The organism is Pedobacter yulinensis (assembly GCF_003029735.1).
Taxonomy (GTDB): Bacteria; Bacteroidota; Bacteroidia; order Sphingobacteriales; family Sphingobacteriaceae; genus Pedobacter; species Pedobacter yulinensis.
In genome coordinates this window covers 377,501-402,013 of sequence record NZ_KZ686268.1, presented here as the reverse complement: position 1 = coordinate 402,013, position 24,513 = coordinate 377,501, and the positions used below count along the sequence as shown (strand labels likewise).

At 49.3% G+C, this 24,513-nt stretch carries 20 protein-coding genes; 12 read left to right on the top strand and 8 right to left on the bottom strand.

The features are described from left to right. Window positions 1–16: 16 nt before the first annotated feature. The 4 genes from C7T94_RS01765 to C7T94_RS01750 form a co-directional block, all read right to left on the bottom strand. Entirely contained in the window at window positions 17–1,843 is a 1,827-nt protein-coding gene (locus tag C7T94_RS01765) for an ABC transporter ATP-binding protein (protein ID WP_107213066.1), read from the bottom strand. Window positions 1,844–1,912: 69 nt separating this feature from the next. Beyond that, window positions 1,913–2,716: a DUF5672 family protein gene (locus C7T94_RS01760; RefSeq protein ID WP_107213064.1), complete on the bottom strand. Its 804-nt coding sequence runs from the start codon at window positions 2,714–2,716 to the stop codon at window positions 1,913–1,915. Next, entirely contained in the window at window positions 2,704–3,723 is a 1,020-nt protein-coding gene (locus tag C7T94_RS01755) for a glycosyltransferase family 4 protein (protein WP_162618512.1), read from the bottom strand. The genes C7T94_RS01760 and C7T94_RS01755 overlap by 13 nt, the downstream gene beginning before the upstream one ends. Before the next feature lie 102 nt (window positions 3,724–3,825). Then, entirely contained in the window at window positions 3,826–4,701 is an 876-nt protein-coding gene (locus C7T94_RS01750) for a glycosyltransferase family protein (RefSeq protein ID WP_107213060.1), read from the bottom strand. Between the two features lie 105 nt (window positions 4,702–4,806). On the opposite strand from C7T94_RS01750, the gene meaB reads away from it, so the two are divergent. Continuing rightward, window positions 4,807–5,673 (top strand): methylmalonyl Co-A mutase-associated GTPase MeaB, encoded by an 867-nt coding sequence (meaB, locus tag C7T94_RS01745; protein WP_239494901.1) that lies wholly within the window; start codon window positions 4,807–4,809, stop codon window positions 5,671–5,673. 30 nt (window positions 5,674–5,703) lie between these two features. Here the strand turns inward: meaB and C7T94_RS01740 are convergent, their stop codons facing one another. Further along, window positions 5,704–6,993: an aminopeptidase P family protein gene (locus tag C7T94_RS01740; protein ID WP_107213056.1), complete on the bottom strand. Its 1,290-nt coding sequence runs from the start codon at window positions 6,991–6,993 to the stop codon at window positions 5,704–5,706. A gap of 173 nt (window positions 6,994–7,166) precedes the next feature. Between C7T94_RS01740 and C7T94_RS01735 the strand changes: the two genes are divergently transcribed. The 5 genes from C7T94_RS01735 to recG all read left to right on the top strand — a co-directional run bounded on the left by C7T94_RS01735 (window position 7,167) and on the right by recG (window position 12,146). Next, window positions 7,167–8,507, top strand: coding sequence for an OmpA family protein (locus C7T94_RS01735; protein WP_107213053.1), 1,341 nt, complete (start codon window positions 7,167–7,169; stop codon window positions 8,505–8,507). A gap of 72 nt (window positions 8,508–8,579) precedes the next feature. After that, a complete protein-coding gene (locus C7T94_RS19465; RefSeq protein ID WP_204353188.1) occupies window positions 8,580–8,720 on the top strand; it encodes a DUF6728 family protein in 141 nt (46 codons plus the stop codon). 28 nt (window positions 8,721–8,748) lie between these two features. After that, complete coding sequence (locus C7T94_RS01730; protein ID WP_107213052.1) at window positions 8,749–9,129, top strand: RidA family protein; 381 nt, start codon at window positions 8,749–8,751, stop codon at window positions 9,127–9,129. A 4-nt stretch (window positions 9,130–9,133) separates the two neighbouring features. Further along, window positions 9,134–10,054, top strand: coding sequence for an EamA family transporter (locus C7T94_RS01725; protein WP_107213050.1), 921 nt, complete (start codon window positions 9,134–9,136; stop codon window positions 10,052–10,054). Then, window positions 10,041–12,146 carry an ATP-dependent DNA helicase RecG gene (gene recG, locus C7T94_RS01720; RefSeq protein WP_107213047.1) on the top strand — a complete coding sequence of 702 codons (2,106 nt, stop codon included), beginning with the start codon at window positions 10,041–10,043 and terminating at the stop codon, window positions 12,144–12,146. The genes C7T94_RS01725 and recG overlap by 14 nt, the downstream gene beginning before the upstream one ends. On the opposite strand, the gene cphA is transcribed toward recG, so the two are convergent. Next, window positions 12,147–14,762: a cyanophycin synthetase gene (gene cphA / locus C7T94_RS01715; RefSeq protein ID WP_107213045.1), complete on the bottom strand. Its 2,616-nt coding sequence runs from the start codon at window positions 14,760–14,762 to the stop codon at window positions 12,147–12,149. A gap of 313 nt (window positions 14,763–15,075) precedes the next feature. Between cphA and C7T94_RS01710 the strand changes: the two genes are divergently transcribed. The 4 genes from C7T94_RS01710 to C7T94_RS01695 all read left to right on the top strand — a co-directional run bounded on the left by C7T94_RS01710 (window position 15,076) and on the right by C7T94_RS01695 (window position 19,877). Further along, window positions 15,076–15,951 (top strand): cyanophycinase, encoded by an 876-nt coding sequence (locus C7T94_RS01710; RefSeq protein WP_107214620.1) that lies wholly within the window; start codon window positions 15,076–15,078, stop codon window positions 15,949–15,951. A 10-nt stretch (window positions 15,952–15,961) separates the two neighbouring features. Further along, window positions 15,962–16,804 carry an isoaspartyl peptidase/L-asparaginase gene (locus C7T94_RS01705; protein WP_107213043.1) on the top strand — a complete coding sequence of 281 codons (843 nt, stop codon included), beginning with the start codon at window positions 15,962–15,964 and terminating at the stop codon, window positions 16,802–16,804. A gap of 28 nt (window positions 16,805–16,832) precedes the next feature. After that, window positions 16,833–17,510 (top strand): tetratricopeptide repeat protein, encoded by a 678-nt coding sequence (locus C7T94_RS01700; protein ID WP_107213041.1) that lies wholly within the window; start codon window positions 16,833–16,835, stop codon window positions 17,508–17,510. Between the two features lie 219 nt (window positions 17,511–17,729). Continuing rightward, the gene (locus C7T94_RS01695) at window positions 17,730–19,877 is read left to right on the top strand and encodes a carboxy terminal-processing peptidase (RefSeq protein ID WP_239494899.1); all 2,148 of its coding nucleotides are present in this window, start codon (window positions 17,730–17,732) and stop codon (window positions 19,875–19,877) included. Window positions 19,878–19,935: 58 nt separating this feature from the next. Here the strand turns inward: C7T94_RS01695 and C7T94_RS01690 are convergent, their stop codons facing one another. Further along, the gene (locus C7T94_RS01690) at window positions 19,936–20,865 is read right to left on the bottom strand and encodes an SPFH domain-containing protein (protein WP_107213037.1); all 930 of its coding nucleotides are present in this window, start codon (window positions 20,863–20,865) and stop codon (window positions 19,936–19,938) included. A 138-nt stretch (window positions 20,866–21,003) separates the two neighbouring features. On the opposite strand from C7T94_RS01690, the gene C7T94_RS01685 reads away from it, so the two are divergent. Together C7T94_RS01685 and C7T94_RS01680 are read left to right on the top strand one after the other, a co-directional pair. Beyond that, on the top strand, window positions 21,004–23,052 hold the full coding sequence (locus C7T94_RS01685) for a M13 family metallopeptidase (RefSeq protein WP_107213035.1): 2,049 nt from the start codon (window positions 21,004–21,006) through the stop codon (window positions 23,050–23,052). Between the two features lie 101 nt (window positions 23,053–23,153). Next, window positions 23,154–23,339: a hypothetical protein gene (locus C7T94_RS01680; protein WP_107214619.1), complete on the top strand. Its 186-nt coding sequence runs from the start codon at window positions 23,154–23,156 to the stop codon at window positions 23,337–23,339. 34 nt (window positions 23,340–23,373) lie between these two features. Here C7T94_RS01680 and C7T94_RS01675 read toward each other — a convergent pair whose 3' ends face one another. Beyond that, window positions 23,374–24,498, bottom strand: coding sequence for a CapA family protein (locus C7T94_RS01675; RefSeq protein WP_107213033.1), 1,125 nt, complete (start codon window positions 24,496–24,498; stop codon window positions 23,374–23,376). Between the last annotated feature and the right edge of the window lie 15 nt (window positions 24,499–24,513).

Here is a 24,513-nt window from a genome sequence, read left to right as displayed (position 1 = left end):
TGCCGGGTCCTTGCGATTAATCTGTAAAAGTCTGCATCTCGATCAGACGTTTGTACAGGCCGTTTTCTGCAAGGAGCGCGCTGTGTGATCCCCGCTCAACGATTGACCCTTTATCAATGACGACGATCTCATCGGCATGCTGTATGGTGCTTAACCGGTGCGCAATGATAACAGAGGTGCGGTTTTTCATCAGGTTGTTCAATGCATCCTGTACAAGTTTCTCCGACTCGGTATCGAGCGCTGAAGTCGCCTCGTCCAGCAGCATGATCGGCGGATTGGATAATACCGCCCGGGCTATACAGATTCGCTGCCGCTGGCCGCCTGAAAGCCGGTTGCCCCGGTCGCCCACATGTGTTTCGTAGCCGCGCTCTGTCTGGATAATGAACTCATGAGCATTGGCAATTCGCGCAGCCTGTTCGACCTCTGCCTGGGTCGCCTCGGGCTTACCGTACGCAATGTTATTAAAAATACTGTCGTTAAACAGGAAAGAATCCTGGTTTACAATGCCCATTTGCGCCCTGATGCTCGCCATCGTAAGCGCAGTATATGGCTTGCCATCAAAGAGGATACGGCCACTTTCCGGATCATGAAACCTGGGCAACAGATCTAACAGCGTGCTTTTGCCGCCGCCAGACGGCCCCACCAGTGCTACCGTTGTGCCTTTTTTGATACTCAGGCTCACATTTCTCAATACCGGTTTTTCGCCATAGCTGAAATTTACCTGTTCCAAAGTGAGCGAATCGCTGAAAGTAGACACCGGTTTCGCATCCTGACGGTCGGCAAAAGCCGGCTTGGTGTCAATCAGGCCAAGAACACGCTCACCAGCCGTCACACCCGAATGGATGCCGCTGAATGCATCGCTAAGGGCTTTAACGGGCTGCATCACCTGCGAAAAAGTAGCGATATAAGCGAGGAATTTGGTGGTGGTCAGGTCGCCCTGTCCGGTCAGGATCATAGTTCCCCCGTACAACACGATAAAAGCCACGACCATTACACCCAGCGCCTGTGATACCGGTGAGGCCAGCTGTTGCCTGCGTGCAATCTTCCGGTTCAAAAAGGAATAGAAGCGGTTTTCCTGGTCAAATTTCTCTTTCGTGCGGCCTGTTGCGTTGAAAGCTTTCACGATCTTGATGCCGCTTAAAGACTCATCCAGGAAACCAATCATCTTGGCAAACGATTCGTGCGACTGGGTCGTCTGCTGTTTGAGGCGTTTAACAATTTTACTGATGATAAAACCTGAAACCGGTATAACCAAGAGGGAAAAAAGCGTGAGCTTGACCGATATGGACAGCAGCACAACAATGTAAAAAATCAGCTGCATGGGTTCCTTAAAGACCACCTGCAGTGTATTGGTCACCGTAAACTGGACCACCTGAACATCTGATGCGATCTTGGAAATGATGTCGCCCTTGCGTTCGTTGTTGAAAAAGCCAACGTTAAGTTCCATGACCCGGTCAAAAACAGTTCTGCGCAGGTTAAGCAGCGTATGGACGCGCAGATCTTCCATAAACCGCTGGGATAGGTAACGAAAGAGGTTGGACAAGAATACCACAACGATGATGATCACGCACATGATCTGAAGTGTTGCCACGGTTCCTTCTTTGGCAGAAAGATAAAGCACATAGTCGTTCATCTGACCAATAAAATCAAACCAGGAATCTGACTGGTCTGCTGCGAGGCGTGACAGTTGGGAACTGCGGTTAAAAAGCGTCTCAAGCAGCGGCCCGATCAGCGTAAACAACGTGGTGTTGAAAATGATGGCCAGCAGCGTAACCAGGATATAGGGAATAGCAAACTTTTCAATCGGTTTCGCGAATGAAAGTAAACGAAAATATGTTTTCATTCAGTATGGATATTGATAGGCCGGAGCCAGCCTGCAAAGGTACAGATTTTATAATCAGAGTTTGGTGGGTCAGACACTTATGCCCAATTTGCTGAAGACCGGCTGCCAATAATCCAGGTAATGGTCCCAATCATGACAGCCGAAGGGAAGCTTTTCGGGTATGCTGAGCTTGCCCGGCGGAACCTCAAACGCGAATTTCAGCGCAGTTTCCCAATCAGGAATTCTCAAAACCTCTTCTGTTTTGTTTACCTCAATGCTCCAGAAAACGTCCTCATTGTACAGGTTACAGGTGCGCGACAAGTACATTTCTGACTGTACGGACAAAGTTGCTGCAATGTCCCGGAATTTTGCCGTTCGCCTCAAAGAAAAGCCGCCGTTGCCCACTCTATTTTCCAGCATGCGCTGCCGCTTTGTTTGATCGAGCCTGAACAGGCTTTCTGATGAGCGCTTCAGCTTTCGCCACAACAGTTCCGGCCAGGTTTTATGATAGGTTTTTTGAATCCAGGGGGCGCCTATGTAATCCCAATCCTGTTCACACCAGAATTTGAGTTCGTCTTTGAAAACCAGACAGTCAAGTTGATGGATCAGTATGAATTCATAATGGCTCAGACGGGTATAAAATGCGGCAGACAGCATCAATCTGTTGTAGCCTTCAATGCCGCTGAAAAATCCGGGATCAAACTCAACAACTTCAGTCCAGGAAACGGCAGCAAGTTCGCCGGTTAAAACCATATTTTGAGGTTTGACAACAACGAGCGGATGTGCGGAGAGCGTGCTGATGCACTGCCTGAGTGCGACCGTTTCATAATGAGACAATTCATTGCGGTAAACCGGAATGATGACCGCCGCCTGCCCTCCTGTTAAACCAGGCATGATTCGTAAAGATTTAAGTATGCTGCCGCGGCACGCTCCCAGCTAAAGCGGGCCGCCTGTGCTTTGCTTCTGGCCGGCCCGTTGGTAGCGGCAAAGTGGTTCATGCCTTCTGTAAATACCTGGTGCATGTGCTCTGGCTCAAAATTGTCAAAATAATAGGCTGCATCTCCCCCCACCTCTGGCAGCGAAGTATATCTTGCAAGAAAAGCGGGCTTGCCGAAATGCATGGCTTCTATCGCCGGCAGGCCAAAACCCTCCGCCCTTGACGGAAAGGCGAAAGCACTGCAATGTTGATAATACCAAGCTTTGTCAGCATCAGAAACCGGACCGGTAATATGCACCCGGTCCTGGCATGAAAACCTTGCAGCCATTTCCTGTATTTTCAGTTTATGGGGCGTCTCGATGCCTGAGATAACGAGGTGATACTGGTTATTTTGCAATAAAGCGGGGAGCAAGTGAAACCCTTTTTGTACGGTGAGGCGGCCGATCGTGAAGATAAACGGGGCGGCCGGCTCAAATGCCGGGCGGTGCCCGGGTACCGGTTGTAATTTATCTGCGCCGTTATGGATCACCTGAACCTTGTGTGCGGATTCAGGAAAGTAACTTTTGATATCGTCTGCAACGAACTGAGAAATAGCGACGATGTGGTCACATTTACTGATTTTAGCACCCAGTTTTTTTAAATAGGCCCTGATGCGGCCCGGCTTGCTGAACTTGAGGTGTACCTTGTTCATGTCATGGACTGTCATAATCTTTTTTGCCCGCAGTTGTGCCGGATGAAGCCGGCAGGTTTGATCGGAAAGGTGCACGACCTCGAAGTCGTTCCGGTGCCTGAATAGCAAATTGTCAAGCACCGACCGGTATATGGTGCGGTCAACACCTTTAAACTGGTGCGCTGTGTGTTTAAAAAGATAAAAACTAAGATCAAACCTCTGAGTGTTCTGGCTGATCAGTGCATCGCCAAGGCCTTTGCCAAAAGAAAAATAGCCGCAATTGGTATCTTTCATGGAATCGAAGGTGACTAAAACGCGCGGTTTCTGCATATAATTATTAAGGTCGTAGATGTTGTGCGCTGAGACGGACAGCAGTTAAAGGGTTTGTTATCATCATTACCTTACCCTTTTATAGTTTCTGTACTCAAACGGCCGGATTCCTGTAAACGCTTCAAACTTTTCGAGCAGCCGCCGCCTCATGCTTTGAAAACGGCTTGTGTCTGGCACTTCCCTGAATTTCCAGTTGGAGCGGGCAATGCGCTCCTGCATTACGGCAGGATGGCTGCCTTCAAATCTGACCAGGCGGTCCGCATTGCGCATGTCGAACTCGCCCACTTCAGGGTAGTTTTCTTCGATCCATTCCTGAGTATGGTAATACTGGTTAAAGTTGCGCACTTTGTTTAACAGGTTTTTCGGGGGTTTAACCCAACCATAATGGTATATACAGGCATGAATGAGTTTGGTACAGATCTTTTTGCCATTGCGCCGGAAACCTTGTGCGTCGCGGTAAGAATGCATGCCCGGCAAATTTTTCAGGATCCTGATCTCGCGCCGGTACCAGCGGCGAGATTCGGCCGTATAATCATATGACCCGTAAAAATGCCTGTAATTAAACAACAATCCTTCGATCTTGTTGTCTGTCAGGCAGTTTTCCATTTCCTGCCTGATCAGGGGAATATCGTTTTCATGTATCGCTTCGTCGCCCTGGATATATACCAGCCAATCTGCCTGCGGGTCAACAGCTGCAAGCGCTTTATTGGTTTCGGCCGCAAATACGGCACCTCCTTCTTTCAGGCTCTCGTCCCAGACCGTATTTATGATCCGTATTTTATCTGAATCAATTGAACGTACCAGGGCTTCAGTATCGTCAGATGAATTGCCGAGCGCGACGACAAACTCATCGCAAAGCGGGAGCACCGAGCTTATCGCTTCCCTGACAGGATAGTCGTTAACCACCGCATTGCGTATAAATGTAAATCCTGAAACCTTCATTCCCTGTTTGAAGCACTGTTACCGGGTTTGAATAATCGAAAACACCGGTAAATTATACGTTAATTTGTAACAAAGATATAGTTATTGATGAAAACACCGCGGCTCATGCCTGATGAATTAGCGGCAGGCGACTTCCGGTCTCTGGCCCGGGCGCTCAGCTTTGTGGAGAACAACGAAGACAGTGCCGCTGCTTTTCTGGCTTCGCTTGCGCCCAAGAATGTACCTGTAATCGGCATCACGGGACCGCCCGGTGCAGGCAAAAGTACGCTTGTTCAGGGCCTTGCGACCTGGTTAAGCCGCCAGGGAAAAAGGGTTGCGATCCTGGCGGTCGATCCTACCTCACCCTTCAACTTTGGCTCGCTGCTCGGCGACCGCATACGCATGTCGGCTTTGTTCACTGACCCCAATATTTACATCCGGTCGTTGGCCACCCGCGGTTCCCTGGGCGGTTTATCGGCCAGAACCCTGGAAATGACCGATGTGCTCCGTTCAGCAGGTTTTGATCTGGTTATCGTTGAGACCGTTGGCGTTGGGCAGTCTGAAATTGAAATTGCCGGGCTTGCAGACCGCACCGTCCTCGTCCTGGTTCCCGAATCAGGAGATGAGATTCAGCATATCAAATCAGGAATTATGGAGATTGCCCAGGCCTTTGTTGTCAACAAGGCCGACCGGGAAGGTGCTGATCTTTTTTACAACAACCTCCTGAAGCTGGTTCACGGTGCTCCCGAACGTGTTCCTGTTTTCAGAACCATCGCTTCGAAGAACGATGGGCTGGTGCCGCTTGCCGAATGGTTGCTGCAGCCGGTTAACCTTCCGGTTGAGCGGAGAGCCCTCCTGCTTACCGAGCGGGCCTGGAAAATGATTGCAGAAAAGCGCATGCGAAGCCTTGATAAGGAAACACTGCGCGCAGAAATTAAGAAAGGCCTGCGTGGGCCTGATTTTAACCTGTACCGGTTGGTGCAGCATTTATAGAAACAGGCCGGTTGCCCGGCCCGTTTATCTCTAATTGTTCATAATGTCTTCAATCTCTTCAGCTTCAATCGGGATATCAGCCATCAGGTCGACCAGGCCGTCTGCAGTAATCAGCACGTCGTTCTCGATACGGATGCCAAGTCCCTCTTCAGGAATATAGATGCCGGGCTCCACAGTCAGGATATTGCCTGCCGCGAAAGGTGTATACCTTCCGGCAAAGTCGTGAACATCGATGCCAAGGTGGTGCGAATTGCCATGCATAAAGTATTTCTTGTAGGCAGGCCATGCGGGGTTCTGGTTCTTTACGTCGTTGGCCGAGAGGAGGCCAAGATGAAGCAGCTGCGCCGTCATCAGTTCGCCAACCTGTTCATGATACTCGTTCCAGACGACCCCTGGTTTGAGCAGTTCTTTTGAGCCTTTCAATACGGTCAGAACGGCATTATATACGGCTTTCTGCCGTTCGGTAAAACGTCCGTTAACAGGCACACTTCTGCTGAGGTCTGCGTTATAGTTGGCATATTCCGCACCAAAGTCGAACAGGATCACGTCGCCATCGCGGCAAACCTGGTTGTTATCATTATAATGCAGGATGTTTGCATTCGGCCCTGAAGCGATGATTGGTAAATAAGCATGGCCCGTTGCGCCCTGCCTGATAAACTCATGAATAATTTCGGCCTCAATCTCATATTCCATGACACCGGGCCTGATGAATTTGAGGATCCGTATAAAAGCATCGCGCGTAATGCCGCAGGCTTTTCTGGTCAGCATAACCTCGGTCTCTGACTTGACTGCCCGCAGGTCGCGCATGATCGGAGCCGCGCGTTCGTAGTGGTGCAGGGGGAACCGCTCGCGAAGCTGCTCGATAAAACGCAGGTCCCGGTAGGGGACGGTATGTGCATACCGGTCATTCTCGTTTGTATTGAGATAAATGTTCTCTGCATAGTGAATAATGCTCTGGAAAATATTATCGAAATCATCCAACCAGTAGACTGCCCGGATGCCTGAGCTCGCCTGTGCCTGCTCCTTGGTATATTTATGGCCTTCCCACACCTTTATATAATCGTTGGTTTGTCTTAAAAACAGGACTTCCCTGTATAAAGGATTAGGACAGTCAGGATAGAGCAGCAGGATGCTTTGTTCCTGATCAATGCCCGAAAGGTAAAAGAAATCGGGATTTTGCCGGAACATAAATGATTGATCGCCACTGCGTGGGAACTCGTCATTTGACTGAAAGATTGCTATCGAATTGGGTTTCAGGCGTTTTTCAAATCTTTCGCGGTTTTCAGAAAATAGCGCTGGGTCAATCGGCTGATACTTCATGATTTTTTATCTGTGGTGCTTTGCAATTTTGCCAAATGTAAGAAATATCTGCTTGCCGGGAGTTTGGAACAGAGTTTGTACAGGACTTTGAGATTTTAAAAATTTGTTTAATTTTGCTATCACAAAAAATTAATCAATTAATATTTGTTTAACCTTAAAAAAGAAAAAGAATTATGAATTATTCTACTCTTAAGAAGAGTCTTGCAGTTTCTTTGGTAGCGTTAACAGGAGTAACAACTCTTGCTTCTGCCCAGGATTCTACAATGGTTTCTTCTTCTTCAGCCAAAACTTTTGGCGGAAGATCACAGTTCAGAACCTGGTCAATCGGTGTTCACGCTGGTGTTCTTGCACCAGTTGTTGTAATCGGCGGTTCTAACGACTTCACAAACTGGGACGTAAACCTTGGTTACGGTATCAACATCCGTAAACAATTTGCTCCTTCATTCGCATTGGAACTGAACGGTGTTCGCGGAAAAGTATCAGGTTCTAACGAATCTGGTGTAGCCGGTGCAGGTTCAGCTAACAGAAGCTTCGAGACTGAACTTCAGTATGCTGCTGACCTGAGAGGTGTTGTTAACGTAGGTACGATCGATTTCCTGCGTCGCGAAAACTCTGTAGGTTTCTATGTAACTGCTGGTTACGGTTTGATGGCTTACGCTCCTAGCGTTGTTACAGCTACCGGTACTACTATTGACTGGAAAGGCCGTGCTCAAGGTGGTGAAAAAGACTACGTTAAAGAAGCTTACATTCCTGTAGGTGCAGGTATCAAGTTCAAAGTTTCTGAGCGTGTAAACTTCAACCTGGGTTACACCATGAACTTCATCGATGGTGACAACTTTGACGGTGTTTACGCAAAAGGAACTACTAAAGACAAAGTATCTTACGCACACGCTGGTCTTGAGTTCTCACTCGGATCTTCTTCAAAGCCAAGCCTGGAGTGGTCTAACCCAATTGCGTTGATGTACGACGAATTGAAAGATCCAACCCTGCGTCAGGAAGTTGAAGCACTGAAAAACCGTGTATCTAACGTAGAAAGAGCTGTTGAAGACCTGAAAAAAGATTCTGACGGTGACGGTGTTGCTGATCAGTTCGACAAATGCCCAGGTACTCCTGCTGGTACCGCTGTTGATGGTTCTGGTTGCCCGCTTCCTAAAGCAGCAGCTGCTGATTCAGCTTCTAGCAACGTAACTGGTTTCGAAAACATCCAGTTTGATTTCAACTCTTCAGTTCTTAAAACTGAATCTTACCCTACTCTTGACAAATTGTCTTCATCGTTGCGTGAAAACGGTGGTAAAGTAACTGTTAAAGGTTACGCTTCTAGCGAAGGTACTGCTGCATACAACATGAAATTGTCTAAAGACCGTGCTAACTCTGTTAAAACTTACCTGGTTAACTCAGGTGTTAACGGTAGCCAGGTAGTTACAAGAGGTTATGGCGAAGCTAACCCAATTGCTTCTAACGACACAGAAGAAGGTCGTATCCAGAACCGTCGTGTTGAAACTTCAAGAAACTAAGATTTCTAAGTAAAATACAGGAAGAGGGCTTCAAATTTGAAGCCCTCTTTTTTTATTTCGTAAATTTGCAGCATGTATTTCTTCAGAAAGAAAAATCCTGATCGCCCCAGCACTTTTAACCTCAGGGCCATGCATTTCATCAATGCGCTGGCCATACTGATTTTTCTTGCCGGCATCATCTGGAAACTTGCTGACTGGTTGCTGCTCAAATAACAAGGCCCCCGGCCTATCTAATTCAGATATGAAAAAAGTCATTCAAACCAAAAATGCCCCTGCCCCTATTGGCCCGTACAGTCAGGCCGTTCAAACCGGAAACCTGTTGTTTGTATCCGGCCAGATCGCCATCAATCCTGAAACGGAAGAGCTAAACCTGGCTTCGATAGAAGAAGAAACCCACCAGGTTATGCGGAATATCAAAGCCATCCTGCTCGAGGCTGAAATTACTTTCGCCCATGTGATCAAGACCTCGATATTTTTAAGTGACATGAACAACTTTGCCAAGGTTAACGAAGTCTATGGCAGTTACTTTACAGCTGATTTCCCGGCGCGCGAGACCGTTCAGGTATCTGTTCTGCCGAAGAACGTGAATGTTGAAATTTCAGTGATAGCCGCTATCGCTTAGTTCTGTGGCCACAACCGGAAAAGCAAAATATCTGTTTTCAGCCCTTGCATCGACCGTGATCTGGGGCTTTTTTGCATTGCCATTGCGCAACCTGCGTGCCTGGCCCTCGGAACAGATTTTATGCTACCGGATCTTTACCAGCCTGCTGATCATCTGGCTGGTCATTGCGGTCTTCCGTCGTAAGCAGCTGCGGTCTGACTTACAGACCATCAGGAACCTACGGCCCGGCGAAGGCCGGAAACTGGCAGTGCTCACATTGCTGTCGGGACTGCTGATTACCGGTAACTGGTATACCTTTATTTATGCAGTAAATAACGTAAGTTTAAAATCGGCAGCTTTCGCCTATATGGTCTGCCCGCTCATCACGGCCCTTGGCGGCTATTTCATTCTTCGGGAAGCCTTAAGCCGTGTCAAGTTCATTGCACTTGCTGTCGCATTTGTCAGCATTTTGCTTCTTGCCACCGGGTCCTTGGTCGAGGTAACCTGGTCGGTTGTGATTGCGGCCCTCTATGCTTTTTACCTGATCATTCAGCGGAAGATCAACCAGGTAGATAAATTCAATTTTCTGGGTGTTCAAATGCTGCTTTCAGTGTTCCTGATGCTGCCGCTTTTTGTAAGTCAGTATGAAAACTTTCCGGTTTCGCCGGTCTTTTGGTTTAACATCCTTGCCATCGCGGTCATTTTTACCATTATACCGCTGTTTCTTAGTTTGTATGCCCTGCTCGGTATTCAGTCCTCTACTTTGGGGATTATCATTTATCTCAATCCCATCATTGCCTTTGCTGTAGCTTTTGTTTACTTCGGCGAGAAGATTACCGTGCACCAAATGTTCGCGTATGGCCTGTTGCTGCTGGCTGTGCTGTTGTTTAACCTGCAGCTGATTAAAGATCTGGCTGCGCGACGTAGAGGACATGGCGGCGCTTGAACTGGAAACGCCCATAGCATATGTGAAGGGGGTAGGTCCGCAGAAGGCTGAGCTTTTGAAAAAAGAGCTATCGGTATTCACCTGCGGCGACCTGCTGCATTATTTCCCGTTCCGGCATATAGACCGTACCAGGTTTTATAAGATTGCTGAGATCAATGCGGAGTTGCCATTTGTCCAGGTTGTGGGCCGGCTAACCAGTAAAGAGCTGATCGGTGAGAAACAAGGGCGCCGGCTGGTTGCACAGTTCAGGGATGAGACGGGGTCAATGGAGCTGGTCTGGTTTCAAAGCCTGAAATGGGTGAACGACAACATGGTGACCGGGCAAATGTACGTTGCCTTCGGTAAACCCAATCTCTTTAACGGTACATTTAGCATTGTTCATCCTGAAATAGAGCTGCTGCAGAGCCCACTGCAAAAACGCGGCAACCAGAGCCTGCAACCTGTATATGGTTCAACCGAAAAATTGAAGAAATTCGGCCTGGATACGAAAGGCATTCAGAAAATCCAGTCTGCACTGCTTGACGCAGTTGCCGCACAATTGCACGAAACCCTGCCGGCCTATCTGCTTGAAAAATACCGCCTGCCGGATCGCAGCACCGCACTCCTGAACATACATTTTCCGCCGTCGCCCGAAAAATTAAGGGCGGCAGAACGACGAATCAAGTTCGAGGAACTGTTCTTTATCCAGCTCGAATTGTTGCATACCAAACAGCTGCGTAACCTGAAATTCAGAGGAAATGTATTTGATAAGGTAGGCGAAAAACTGAACACCTTTTACAGGGAAAACTTGCCGTTTGATCTGACGGGAGCCCAGAAACGGGTTATCCGTGAAATACGCACCGATACACAGCGCGGCTCGCAGATGAATCGCCTGGTGCAGGGCGATGTAGGCAGCGGGAAGACTGTAGTAGCGTTGATGAGTATGCTCCTGGCCAACGATAACGGTTTCCAGGCTTGCATGATGGCCCCGACCGAGATCCTGGCCAGGCAGCATTTCGAATCAGTAAAGGCCCTGGTTGGCGATGGCCTGGTGAACGTGGAGATTTTAACGGGTACAACGAAAAAGAAAGAAAGAACCTCCTTGCATAGCCGGCTGGAAGCCGGCGAAATTGATATGCTGATCGGCACGCATGCGCTGATCGAAGACAAGGTGAAATTCCGTAACCTGGGCCTGGTGGTCATTGACGAACAACACCGCTTTGGCGTAGAACAGCGGGCACGGTTGTGGCGAAAAAACGCCGTTCCGCCGCATATCCTGGTGATGACAGCAACGCCGATTCCACGTACCCTGGCCATGACGCTGTATGGCGACCTGGACGTTTCGGTCATCGACGAACTTCCGCCAGGTCGGAAACCGATTACCACAGTTCATCTTTTTGAAAGCCAGCGCCTGCGAATGTTTGGCTTGATGAAAACCGAGATTGCAAAGGGCCGCCAGGTCTACCTGGTTTACCCGCTCATTAAGGAAAGCGAGAAACTTGACCTCTTGTTTCTGGAGGCGGGTATCGAGCAGCTGAGGTATCATTTTCCTTTGCCGCAGTACCAGATGAGCATTGTTCATGGCAAGATGGCAAACAGCGATAAGGATTATGAAATGGAACGTTTTGTTTCGGGCAAAACACAGATCATGGTGGCCACCACCGTGATTGAAGTGGGCGTAAATGTTCCGAACGCATCTGTCATGATCATCGAAAATGCCGAGCGTTTCGGCCTTTCACAATTGCATCAGCTGCGCGGCCGGGTTGGCCGGGGCGCCGAGCAGTCATTTTGCGTGCTGATGAGCGGCAACAAGCTGACCAGGGAAGCAAAGCTTCGGCTTGATACCATGGTGCGAACCAACAATGGCTTCGAAATATCTGAAATTGACCTGGAGCTGCGCGGACCAGGCGACCTGTCGGGAACGCAGCAAAGCGGCACGCTCAACCTCAAACTGGCCGACCTGGCGAAAGACCAGGCTATTCTGCAGGAGGCCAGGAGCACGGTCATCGCCTTGTTTGAAGAGGACCGCCTGCTGCAAAAGCCTGAACATGCTTTGCTCAAGCGTTATCTGGACAGCAAGCGGTCGGGAATTTCATTCGATAAGATCTCCTGATCACATACCCAGTTCCTTATCCAGGTATTCTGTTACCTTTTGAATGGCGTTATCTATGGTGCTGCTGAGTATCGTAATGTAAGAGCCCGGCGTAGCATGTGTCAGTACTTCACGCAGGCACTCCGTACTGTTGTTGTTAATGATGATCGGGATATCTGGTTTGACCTCCTGCAGGCCGCGCATGAGCAGGGAGATCATTTCTTCACGCTGCCGGCCGCGCAGGTATCGTTCCTGGCAAATGTATACCCGGTCGAACATACGGGCCGCAATGCGCGCAATTTCTACGATGTCTTCATCGCGGCGGTCGCCGGTGCCTGAAATAACGCCTACATACTCAGTCGCTTCAACAGACTGCAGAAAAGTTCTGACGCCGTTGAAACCATCGGGGTTATGGGCGAAATCGACAAGCACCTTAAATTCCCTGAACTTAAAAATGTTCATGCGTCCCGGTGTTTGTGCTGCCGATGGGATGAACGTTTGCAGTGATAGCCGGATATCTTCTATCTTGTAACCCCACAGGAATGTAGCCAGTGTAGCAGCCAGAACGTTCTGGATCATAAATTCTACACTGCCGCCAAACGTAAGCGGAATGTGCGAAACTTTATCGACACGGATTTTCCAATCGCCTTTCTTTATGGTCACATAACCGTTTTCAAAGATCGCAGCGGTGCCGCCCCGTTTAAAGTGGTCTTTCAGTACCGGATTCTTTTCATCCATGCTGAAGTAGGCGACTTTGCAGCGCGCATCACGGGCAATTTTGACACAATAGGGGTTGTCTGCATTCAAGACAGCCCAGCCCTTTCTCCTGACTGTGCCGATCACAACACTCTTTACACGGGCCAGGTCATCGAGCGTGTGGATATCTGAGAGTCCCAGGTGGTCTTCCTGGATATTGGTAATGATGCCGATGTCACATTTGTTAAAACCAATGCCTGAGCGCAGAATGCCGCCTCTGGCCGTTTCCAGAACAGCAAATTCGACTGTTGGATCTTTCAGGATGAACTCTGCGCTTTGCGGACCGGTGGTGTCTCCCTTCATCAGCATGTTGTTCTGTACATAAATGCCGTCTGAAGTGGTGAAACCAACGCGGGTGCCATTGCTCTTTACGATGTGTGCTATAAGCCGGGTAGTCGTGGTTTTGCCGTTGGTACCGGTTACGGCAATAATGGGAATCTGGGACAGCTTCCCCGGAGGATAAAGCATATCCAGCACGGGTGCGGCAACATTGCGCGGCAGGCCCTCGCCCGGAGCCAGGTGCATGCGGAAACCCGGCGCAGCATTTACTTCAAGCACCACGCCTCCGTTTTCTGTCAGCGGCTGTGTCAGGTTGCTGGCCATGATGTCAATGCCGCAAATGTCCAGCCCGATGATGCGCGAAATCCTTTCGCAGATGAAAATGTTCTGCGGATGAACCTGGTCTGTCACATCGACCGAAGTGCCGCCGGTGCTGAGGTTGGCGGTAGACTTCAGGTATATTTTCTCGCCCTTAGCCGGGATGGTATCGAGCGTATAGCCTTTTTTACCGAGCAGCGTCAGCGTATCACGGTCTATGGTAATTTCAGTCAGTACGTTCTCGTGTCCATAACCACGGCGGGGGTCGGCGTTCTCCTTCTCGATCAGTGCGGCAATGTTGTCACTTCCATTACCGATAACGTGTGCCGGGTCGCGGAATGCCGCGGCCACCACCCGGTTGTCGATGACGAGCACGCGGAAGTCAAAGCCTTCAACAAACCGCTCAACGATGACACGCCTGGAATGCTGCCGCGCATGTTCAAATGCTGCTTCGGCCGCCGCTGTATCCTTCACATTTATGGTGGCGCCGCGGCCATGATTTCCATCGAGCGGCTTAAATACCAACGGAAAGCCGACCTTGCTGATGGCGTCTGGCAGGTCTTCGGCTCTGCTGATCGTTACACCTTTTGCCACCGGAATGGCTGCATCTTCCAGCAGCCGTTTGGTCTCGTCTTTATTTCCTGCAATGTCGACGGCGATGCTGCTGGTGCGTTCGGTCATTGTAGCCCGGAAACGAACCTGGTTCTTGCCATAGCCCAGCTGTACCAGTGAGCCTTTATTCAGCCTGATCCAGGGAATATCGCGCGCAATGGCCTCGTCGACGATAGAGCCTGTGCTGGGCCCCAGCCGCTCCTGTTCACGCAGTTCGCGCATGCGCCTGATGTCGGCCTCCAGGTCGTACGTACTGCCGGAGATCAGCGCCTCGGCAATGCGAACGGCAGCCTCTGCAGCAAAAGCCCCGGCCTTTTCTTCCAGGTAGCTGAAAACTACGTTGTACACACCTTCTGTTTTCGTCTGCCGGGTACGGCCAAAACCGGTATCCATTCCTGCAAGTGTTTGGATTTCAAGTGCAATGTGTTCGATCACATGGCCCATCCAGGTGCCCTCCTCTACACGCATGAAAAACCCGCCTTCGCAGCCCTTGGAACACCTGTGGCTGTACATGCCCGGCAACAGGTTCCTGATGCGTTCTGCGAAGCCCTCAATGAGGTTGGTGGGCCTCTGTTCCAGCTCTTCCAGATCAAGGCGCATCTGAATAAGTTTCTTTCGGCTCACAGACCAAATGTTTGGCCCTCTAAGCACTTGTATGCCCAATATTTTCATGCAGACTTTTTTATTAATTTATGTAGCAGGCGTGGTGCGAAGATCGCCGGCAGAATGGTGCAATTCAGATAAAGCAATTGAAGAAATGCGTTTTACAGCCTGAAATATAAGGTAGCAGCACTGCATTTCCAATTAATTACAAATTGATCATAATCTTTTCATCTAGAAAAGCTTTTCGGCTATAAATTGTTTAAACAATTTTAGCGTTACGTTAACACCAGGCCGGTTAGCCCCGCCCAATGCTAAAAAAATTCGTCATTCTTTTTTCAAGGGGCTATCTTTGAGCACCCTGACCCACAAAAAAGCAAGGCCCATGACACCGAAAGGTAAATTGATCATAATAGGAGGAGCCATTAACACCGGCAGTTTTGCCGAGACCCAATTCGGCCTGCCAGAGAACATGAATTTTTTTGAACGTGGCATCCTGAAACGCATTACGACCGAATCGGTTAGAAACACTGCATCACGTTTCGAGATCATTACGACCGCCTCACTGATGCCTGAAAAGGTCGGTGAAGAATATGTAAAGGCGTTTGCCCAGCTCGAGGTTTTTAATCTGGGCATTCTAAACATCACCAACCGGGAAGATGCCAATGCTTCGGCCTATGCCGATCGCATCCGGGCGGCAGATGTAATTATGTTTACAGGTGGTGACCAGCTCAGGCTGTCGTCTATTTTTGGCGGAACCGAAATTCACCGTGTTTTGCTTGAGAAATATGCAAATGAGCCCATCGTTATTGCAGGTACATCGGCAGGCGCCGCTGCTAGTTCAAAGAATATGATCTACCAGGGCAGCAGTAAAGACGCTTTGCTGAAGGGTGAAGTGAAAATAACCGGAGGTCTCGGTTTTATTGACGGGGTGATTGTTGATACGCACTTCGTACAGCGTGGCCGGATCGGGCGCTTGCTGTATGCGGCTGCAAGCAATCCCGGCATCCTGGGCATTGGTCTGGGTGAAGACACCGGGCTCTACATTTCTGAAGGTAACCGCATGGAAGCCATCGGATCTGGAATGGTGATCCTGGTTGATGGCCGGCATATGGCAGATACCAACCTGACCGACGTCGAAATGGGGCAACCTGTTTCCATAAAAAACATGGTCGTACATGTGATGTGCGACGGCGACGTTTACGACCTCGCCAAACACCACTTATCTATTCTGCATCCAAAATTGTTATCTGTCAATTAAAGAAGTGCACATGAAAATTATCATACACGGCGGATTTTTCAGCGAATCAGATACCAACCAGGAAACCAAGCGCGCCAAGCAGGAGGCCCTGGCTATGATTTGCGAAAAAGGCCATTTGTTCCTGCAAACACATACTGCAGCCGAAACAGTTATGTATACGGTTTCGCTGCTTGAAGACCATGAACTGTTCAATGCTGGCTATGGGTCACAGTTGCAGAGCGATGGCAAGGTTCGGCTCAGCGCTGCCGTTATGGACGGCACGACGCAGCGTTTTGCCGGGGTTATCAACCTGGAGGAAGTCAAGAACCCGATCCAGGTTGCAGGCCGGCTGCTAGAAGTCGACGACCGCGTACTGAGTGGTGAGGGTGCGCAGCATTTTGCACGCAGTGAAGGATTCGAAGTTTATAGCCCTGTTTCCAAACAGCGGCTCCGGGAATATGAAGAACGTAAAAACCAGGAGAACAGACTGGGAACAGTGGGCTGCGTAGCGCTTGACAGCGCGGGTAACCTGGCCGCTGCAACCTCTACCGGCGGCAAGGGATTCGAAATCCCCGGCAGGGTCAGCGATTCGGCAACCGTGGCCGGAAATTATGCCGACCGGCTTTCGGCTGTGTCGTGTACCGGTGTGGGCGAAGACATTGTGAGCGCAGCGCTTGCTGCACGCATTGTTACCCGCGTTGCAGACGGCTTATCCCTTAAACTTGCCATGCAGCGTTCCTTTGACGAAATGAAACCTTACGACGGCTTTGCCGGGGCGATCGGGATTACTTCCTCAGGAGAAATTTTTCACATGGACTCTCATCCCTATATGGTCTGGGCTTCTTTTGATATTAATTTGCAGGTATTCAGTTAATTTGTAATATTTGTATTACTGTTAATTCATGCGTACAAGCCTTTTTTTATCTGCCTTAACGTTAAGCTGTTTTGCCGCAATCGCACAGAGCAGTTCTGTAGCGCCCTATGACAGCCCCGGGCACGGAAGCGCCATCAATATTGCGGTCTCCAAGATCGATGAGGCTGATGGAAATGCCTATTTTGACGAGGGACTGGATTATGAAAAACAGGGTGAGTATGCGGAGGCGCTGACATTTTTTGGAAAAGCAGCTTTTGAATACAATGCCATACGCAAATTTCAGCGGTACGGCGATGCGCTGATGAAGATGAGCAACATGCACTATAATCTTGCGCATTATGTGGAGGCAGAGCAGGTCATGCTGAATGTCGCCATAAAAAATTACTCCAAGATCGGCAGCCGCACCGGGCTTATGGGTGCCTACCAGCAGCTTGGCAAGATCTACCTGGCAGGTAACCGCATTACCGAATGTCTCTGGTTTTATACACAGCAGGGTATCCTTGCCCAGCAGATGGGAAACAACCACGCCTATATCGAGTCTGTTCTCGGCATCGCCATGGCCAACATCAGACGGAAGGACTATAAACTGGCTGAACGCGACCTGAAGCGTGCAGAATGGCTGGCCAACTCCATTCGCAGCAAGCAGTACACCGGTCGCATCCGCGATGCGAGAAATCAATTGCCTGTTGCGAAAAAGCGCTCCTGATTGCGATTGCAGAACTAACTCCTGTTCCGGCCAGGAAAACAAAACACTTCATTTTTACGTTCCTAAACAGGAGTCTGCACCTTATTTATACACGGCTTTTTTGTGTTTTTATCAGATTGCTTGGAGACGGTAATATTGGTGTCTCTTTTTTGTTTATTTGATAAATTGGTGCCATATTGGCTCATTGTTAAGAAAATGGATTTTAAATTATTTAAGGAGATGTTAGGAAGAACTTTATTTGTAGCACTCACCGCCGCCGTTCTGGCCTGCCATGCCGCACCCAAGCAACAGAAGCTGGTCGATGGGGTTACAAACATAAAACCCGAAGAGCAGCAGATGCTGGTGGCCAAGGAGGTGGTGAACCTGATCGAGAACTACAACTATAAGAAGATCCAGCTGAATGATTCCATTTCGTCTGTGATCTTCGATAAATACCTGAAAACGCTTGATGGCTCGAAAAACTACTTTCTGTCTTCCGATATAAAGGAGTTTGAAAAGTTTCGTTATTCACTCGATGATGATTTCAGGAATGGGGATCTCAGTGCGCCTTTTTATATGTACAATGTGTACATGAAGCGGTTTGATCAATGGCTCAAGTTTTCCATGGGCCAGATTAACGCCAAATTTGATTTCACAGGCAATGAAACGTTCACTTACGACCGGGAAAAGCTGCCCTACCTGAGTACACAGGAAGAACTGAATAAACTTTGGAAACAGCGGTTCAAATATGAATTGCTTAACCTGCGCATTGCAGGCGGGACTGACGCAAAAAATACGCAAACCCTCACCACCCGCTACAAAAACCTGCAAACACAGTCGGCCAAGACCAATAGCCAGGACGTTTTTCAGGTGCTGATGAATGCCTTTACAGAGTCGATCGATCCGCATACCAATTATTTTACGCCACCCAACGCCACTGCATTCAATGAAGATATGGCCAGGTCGTTCGAGGGAATCGGCGCCCGTTTACAACTGGAGAACGATGTGATCAAGATTGCGGAGATCATACCCGGCGGTCCGGCATTTAAAAGCAAACAATTGTACCAGGGGGACCGGATTATCGGCGTAGCGCAGGGGCAGACAGAATTCCTGGATCTAACCGGCTGGCGCCTGGATGAGGCGGTTTCAAAGATCAAAGGCCCGAAAGGGACCAAGGTTCGGCTTAAGATCATTCCTGTGGGGATGGAGCTTTCGGCCAAGCCGCGCATCATTGAACTGACACGCGACCGGGTGGTGCTCGAAGATCAGTCTGCCAAGAAAAAAGTAAAAACCGTCACGGAAAACGGCAAACAATATAAAATCGGCATCATTGAGGTTCCGGCCTTTTATGCAGATTTTAAAGCCGCCAATGCAGGCGATCCAAACTACAAAAGCACCACGCGGGATGTCAGGCTGTTGCTGGATACCTTGAAAAACCGCGATAAGGTGGATGCCATTTTGATGGACTTGCGGAGCAATGGTGGCGGTTCGCTGCTTGAGGCTATTGAACTTACCGGTCTGTTTATTGACAAAGGACCTGTTGTGCAGGTAAAAGACCTGCGGGGCAAAATTGATGTGCAAAGCGATGAAAAAGCGGGCGTTTCGTGGGATGGCCCGATGGGTGTCATGATTGATCGCCTGAGTGCTTCAGCTTCCGAGATCTTCTCGGGCGCTATCCAGGATTACGGCCGTGGCATTATACTGGGTACCCAAACGTATGGCAAAGGCACGGTGCAGTCGGCTATTGATCTGAACCGGGTACTCAATGCCTCAATACTTCAGCGGTTTGCCGCACTGGTCAACAAGAAGAATACCACAGGAACTGGCACTGCTGAAAATCCGCAACTTGGCCAGATCAACCTGACCATGGCTAAATTTTATCGGGTTAATGGCAGCAGTACACAGCATAAAGGTGTGATGCCAGACGTGGTCTTTCCGTCCATCTACCCGCTGGACAAGATTGGTGAGGATACCGAGCCTTCAGCGTTACCATGGGATGAGGTCGCAGCTTCAGGCTTTAAGCCCGTTGCTGACCTACGCAATGTAAAAGCTGCCCTTGTTAAAATGCACAATGAGCGCATGGCAAAGTCGCTTGATTACAAGTTTTTGAATGAGGATATCGCCGAGATGAAAAAACGCGATGCAGAACAATCGATAACATTAAACCAGGCAGCATTGAAACAGGAACGCGATGAGGCAGAGGCGAGAAATCAGCGCCGCATCAATGAACTGCGTGCCGCCCGGGGATTACCACCCGTAAAGAAAGGTGAGCGCCCGAAAGATGACGACTATGATTTTATCCAGGATGAGTCGCTGAGGGTAATGGCAGACTTTATGGGTCAGAGCGGCAGTTACGTCATGAACCTGCCCGGCATGAAAAAGTTTTAATCTTCAGTTCCGGTAAAAAAAGCAGGTATGTGACCACATACCTGCTTTTTTTATGGGATTAATTGCCGTTTTTAAGTTTGTCGATCTGCATGGCCATCATTTCCCGCATCGTTTTGTTCATGCCTTCAGTGCTGCCATCAAGGAAAATGACGTTGCCCTCGCTGTTCTCTGCAAATTGTTTGATCGATTCTGTCCACATGGTGAAAAGGATAACCGAAATGTCCAGTTTCGCACTTTCCATTTCCAGCGCCGCCTGGGTCATGCCTTTTGCGACCTCTTCGCGGAACAAAGCAATACCCTGGCCACGCAGCTGAGCCGCCTCTCGTTCTGCCGTGGCCGCGATCTTAATTGCGTTTCCGTCGGCCTCGGCTGCTTTCGTTTTTGTGATCAGGAGGGCCTGGCCTTCGTTTTCTGCAGCGGCCTTCAGGTTATGGGAAGCAACAACCTTACTCATAGAACGCATAATCTCCTCATCAAAAGTGATATCATTCAGTTGAAGATCCTGCAGGTGGTAACCCCAGCTTTCCAGCACCGGGTCTATCTGGTGTTTAACATGTTCCACGATCTCATGCCGCTGCGACAACACATTGGCTTGCCGCTGGGTAGCCACATATGCCCGGATAGACCCTTCAATGGTACGGATCAGGGCCTGCATCAGGTTTGTTGCGTCAACGAATTTAAAGGCGACATTTTTAATGGTCTCTTCCTGCTGGTCAAGAACAGAATACAACAGCATGGCTTTGAAGTAAACATTGGCCTGATCTTGCGTAACAGCCTGGAACGACAATTCTACCGACCGGTTCTGGATCGAAATGCGGGAATGGATCGCTTCGATCAATGGAATTTTCAGGCTTAGGCCCGGGCGGAGCAGGCGGCGGTATTTACCGAAGACAGTGACGACGGCAATGGTGCCTTGTTTTACCGTAACAAATGAGCTGATCAGGATGACGAATGCGACAAAGATGCCGATATATAGTCCGTAATTCATATTTTTATTTTTAATGAGCGATTAATCCCGGTCGGCTGTGACCGGGATAAGCAGTTTGTGGTTCCTCTCAAATATAGACAAATTTGCCAGGAATGCCGGCAGCGTGTAACGCATGTAATACCCTACTAACTTAAACATATGAATAAAAATCTCAGACTACTCATCCCTGTGCTGCTGGCCGCAGCGGCTTGCCAGGACCGGGGGTCAGGCACCTCCGGCGCCGAAGTTCCCGCCCGGACCAACTTTTTAGATGTAGCCGGCATGGACACGACTGTGAAGCCAGGCGATAATTTTTTCCTTTATGCCAGTGGGAACTGGTTAAAAAAAACGGCTATCCCGAAAACTGAGACCGGATGGGGTTCATTTTACACCTTGTATAATGACAACCTGAAGAATCTTGAACAGATCTTAAAAGAAGCTGCCGCTGCCAGGGATAAACCCGGATCGGCCGGGCAGAAGGTCGGCGACTTCTATGCCAGCGGGATGGATACCGTGACGATAGAGAAGTTAGGTTATGATCCCATCAAGCCACTCCTGGCCAGGATCGACGCCATCAAAAGCCCGGATGATCTGATCGCATTCATCACATCAGGATATGCCGAAGGACAGGGTGACCTGTTGTCTTTTTATGTGGGTCCGGACGATAAGATCAGCAATAAAAACGCCGTCCATTTTGGGCAGGCCGGTATCGTCTTGCCCGACCGGAGTTATTACCTTGACCAGGACGATAAGGCAAAAAAAATCAGGCAGGCTTATAAAAAGTATGTTTCCACTTTATTCAAACTCACAGGATCGGCGCCAGCTGCTGCTGACCAGTATACAGATCATGTGATCCGGCTGGAGACTGCCCTGGCTGCATCGCACTCCACACCGGTTGAGCTCCGCGATCCGCAGAAGAACTACAACAAATTCGCGGTCTCAGATATCCAGAAACGCACACCAGGAATGAACTGGCGCAATGTGCTGGACCGGCTGCTGATCAAGACAGATACTGTGCTGGTAGGCCAGCCCAGGTATTACCAAACCCTGAATACCCTGCTCAGGTCAGAGCCGATCGAGCTGTGGAAACAAAAGCTGCGGTTTGATGCCATCAATTCAGGCGCACCCGCTTTAAGCAAGGCTTTTCGCGATGCAAGGTTTGAATTTTTCGGCCGTACGCTGAGTGGCCAGCAGGCACCGACCGAGCGCTGGAAAACCATTGTTAACAGTACCGATGATAACCTGGGCGAATTGCTTGGCCAGTTGTATACCGAGAAACACTTCAAGCCTGAAGCAAAAAAAAGGATGCTCGAACTGGTAAATAACCTTCAGAAGGTATACAAGGCGCGTATTGAGAAGCTTGACTGGATGAGCGCCGATACCAAGAAGAAGGCCATAGATAAACTGGAATCCTTTCTGAAGAAGATCGGTTATCCTGATAAATGGAAAAAATATGACGATGTAACGGTTGGCCGGGCCACGTATTATGCCAATTTGCAATCGGCCAGGAAACATGCCTATAGGGAGATGGCTGAAAAAATGGGCAAGCCAATTGACCGTACAGAATGGGGCATGACGCCACCTACGGTCAATGCGTATTACAATCCATCTTATAACGAAATCGTTTTCCCTGCGGGGATCCTGCAATTTCCGTTCTTTGATTTTAATGCCGACGATGCCATTAACTATGGAGCGATTGGCGCCGTGATTGGCCACGAAATGACCCATGGCTTTGACGATCAGGGCAGACAGTACGACAAAGACGGAAACCTGAAAGACTGGTGGACGCCTGCTGATGCTGCTAAATTCAAGGAAAAGGCCGATAAGGTTGTGAAACTTTATGACTCTTTTAAATTGTATGACCAGCAGGTAAACGGCGCACTCACACTGGGAGAGAACCTGGCCGATATCGGTGGTTTGAACATTGCCTACGATGCGTTTAAGCTCACGGAACAAGGCAGGGACAACAGCAAAAGAATTGACGGATTTACGCCGGACCAGCGGTTTTTCCTGGGTTTTGCGCAAGTGTGGCGAATCAAGACCCGAGAAGAGACCATGCGTGTCAGGCTGAAAACTGATCCGCACTCGCCCGAGATGTTCCGGGTAAATGGTCCGGTATACAATATGGAGGCGTTTTACAAGGCGTTTAACGTTCAGCCTACAGCAAAGATGTATGTGAAGCCCGCCGACCGGGTTGGTGTATGGTAAAAGAAGCGGGGAACCTGCGCGGTTCCCTGCTTTTCAGGGCCCTTGATTTGCAGGCATAGATATTGCATGAGCAGAATTATACCAATCTTAATCTGCTTATCATGAATGTAAAACGTACTTTCGGAACCATACTCACCATTCTGGGTATTATTGGTCTGATCTATGCCGGTTACGGCTTTGTGAATCAATCCGGACAAACCCGTGCACTGATCGTGTATGGAGTAATCGGTCTTATCTTTTTCGTGTCAGGCATTGGCCTGGTTAGAAATACAAGGGACGAATCTTAGTATAACGCGGGGAACAGGATGTTCCCCGCTTGTTTTATCGCCCTTCGGGTTGCTGAACCGCCGTGATGTTGCCGGCAACAGAAAAATTCAGCGCATTTCCCGGGAAATCAAGTTTACTCAGCGTGCTCAATTTACGGAAAGCTGTACCGGCAGGATCAAGTTGCAGGCGGTTTACTTTATCCTGCTTAACCGAAATGACTTTTGCGGAAAGGAATTCGCCTTTCGAATTCAGGGCTAGCTGCAACAGGGGCGCTACCCCGTTTGGTCCTTTGAGACTGAACATGCCGTACGTACAAAAATTTCCAAGGCTATAGGCTATGAAGCGTTTTTTATACAATTCGACTGCCCGGGTAACATGCGGGCCATGACCAAGCACAACATCGGCACCAGCATCAATAACCGCATGTGCGAAGGCATAAACGTTGCCCCGGTTTTCCCGGTAAAAGATCTCATTGCGTTTCGGTACCCTTTCAAATTTTGCGCCTTCGGCTCCGCCATGGAACGACACGATGACAATGTCTGCACGTGCTTTGAGGCTGGAGACCAGCGCCCTGGCCTGCTGCAGGTTATTAATCGAAACGCAGTTTTCATTCGGTGCAAATGCGCAGAAGGCATAACGCACGCTGTCTTTTTCAAATAAAGCATAGGGTTTGTCAAGCTGACCGGCATAATTGATCTGCAGCGAGTCCAGAACGGCCGCAGTACGTTTTCTGCCGCCTGTGTCGAAGTCGCCAACATGGTTATTGGCAATGCTGAGCACGTTGAAGCCCGCCTTTTGAATGATTCCCGCATAGCGTTCGGGCATACGGAAGGCGAAACAACTGTTGCTGAGGGGGTCTTTGCATTTAGATGATTTACCATTATCGAGCAGGCAGCCCTCGAGGTTTCCAAATACAACATCTCCGGTCAGGAAACTGTCTGCGGCAGCGAAACTGCTGCGGGCATCATCGGGTGGCAGCCCGGTCTTGGACGGATAAGCAGAACCAAGCATGATGTCGCCTACGGCCGTGATGCGAATGGTATCTTTCAGTTTCCGCAACGTGCTGTCGTGACTGGCAGGGTCGTTTTGTGCAGTGGGTACCTGCGCCTGGTTTCCGCCGCAGGCTAAGAACAACGACAAACAACCGGCCAGGCAAAAGACAAGACTTTTTATTTTCATAGGGCAAAAAAAATC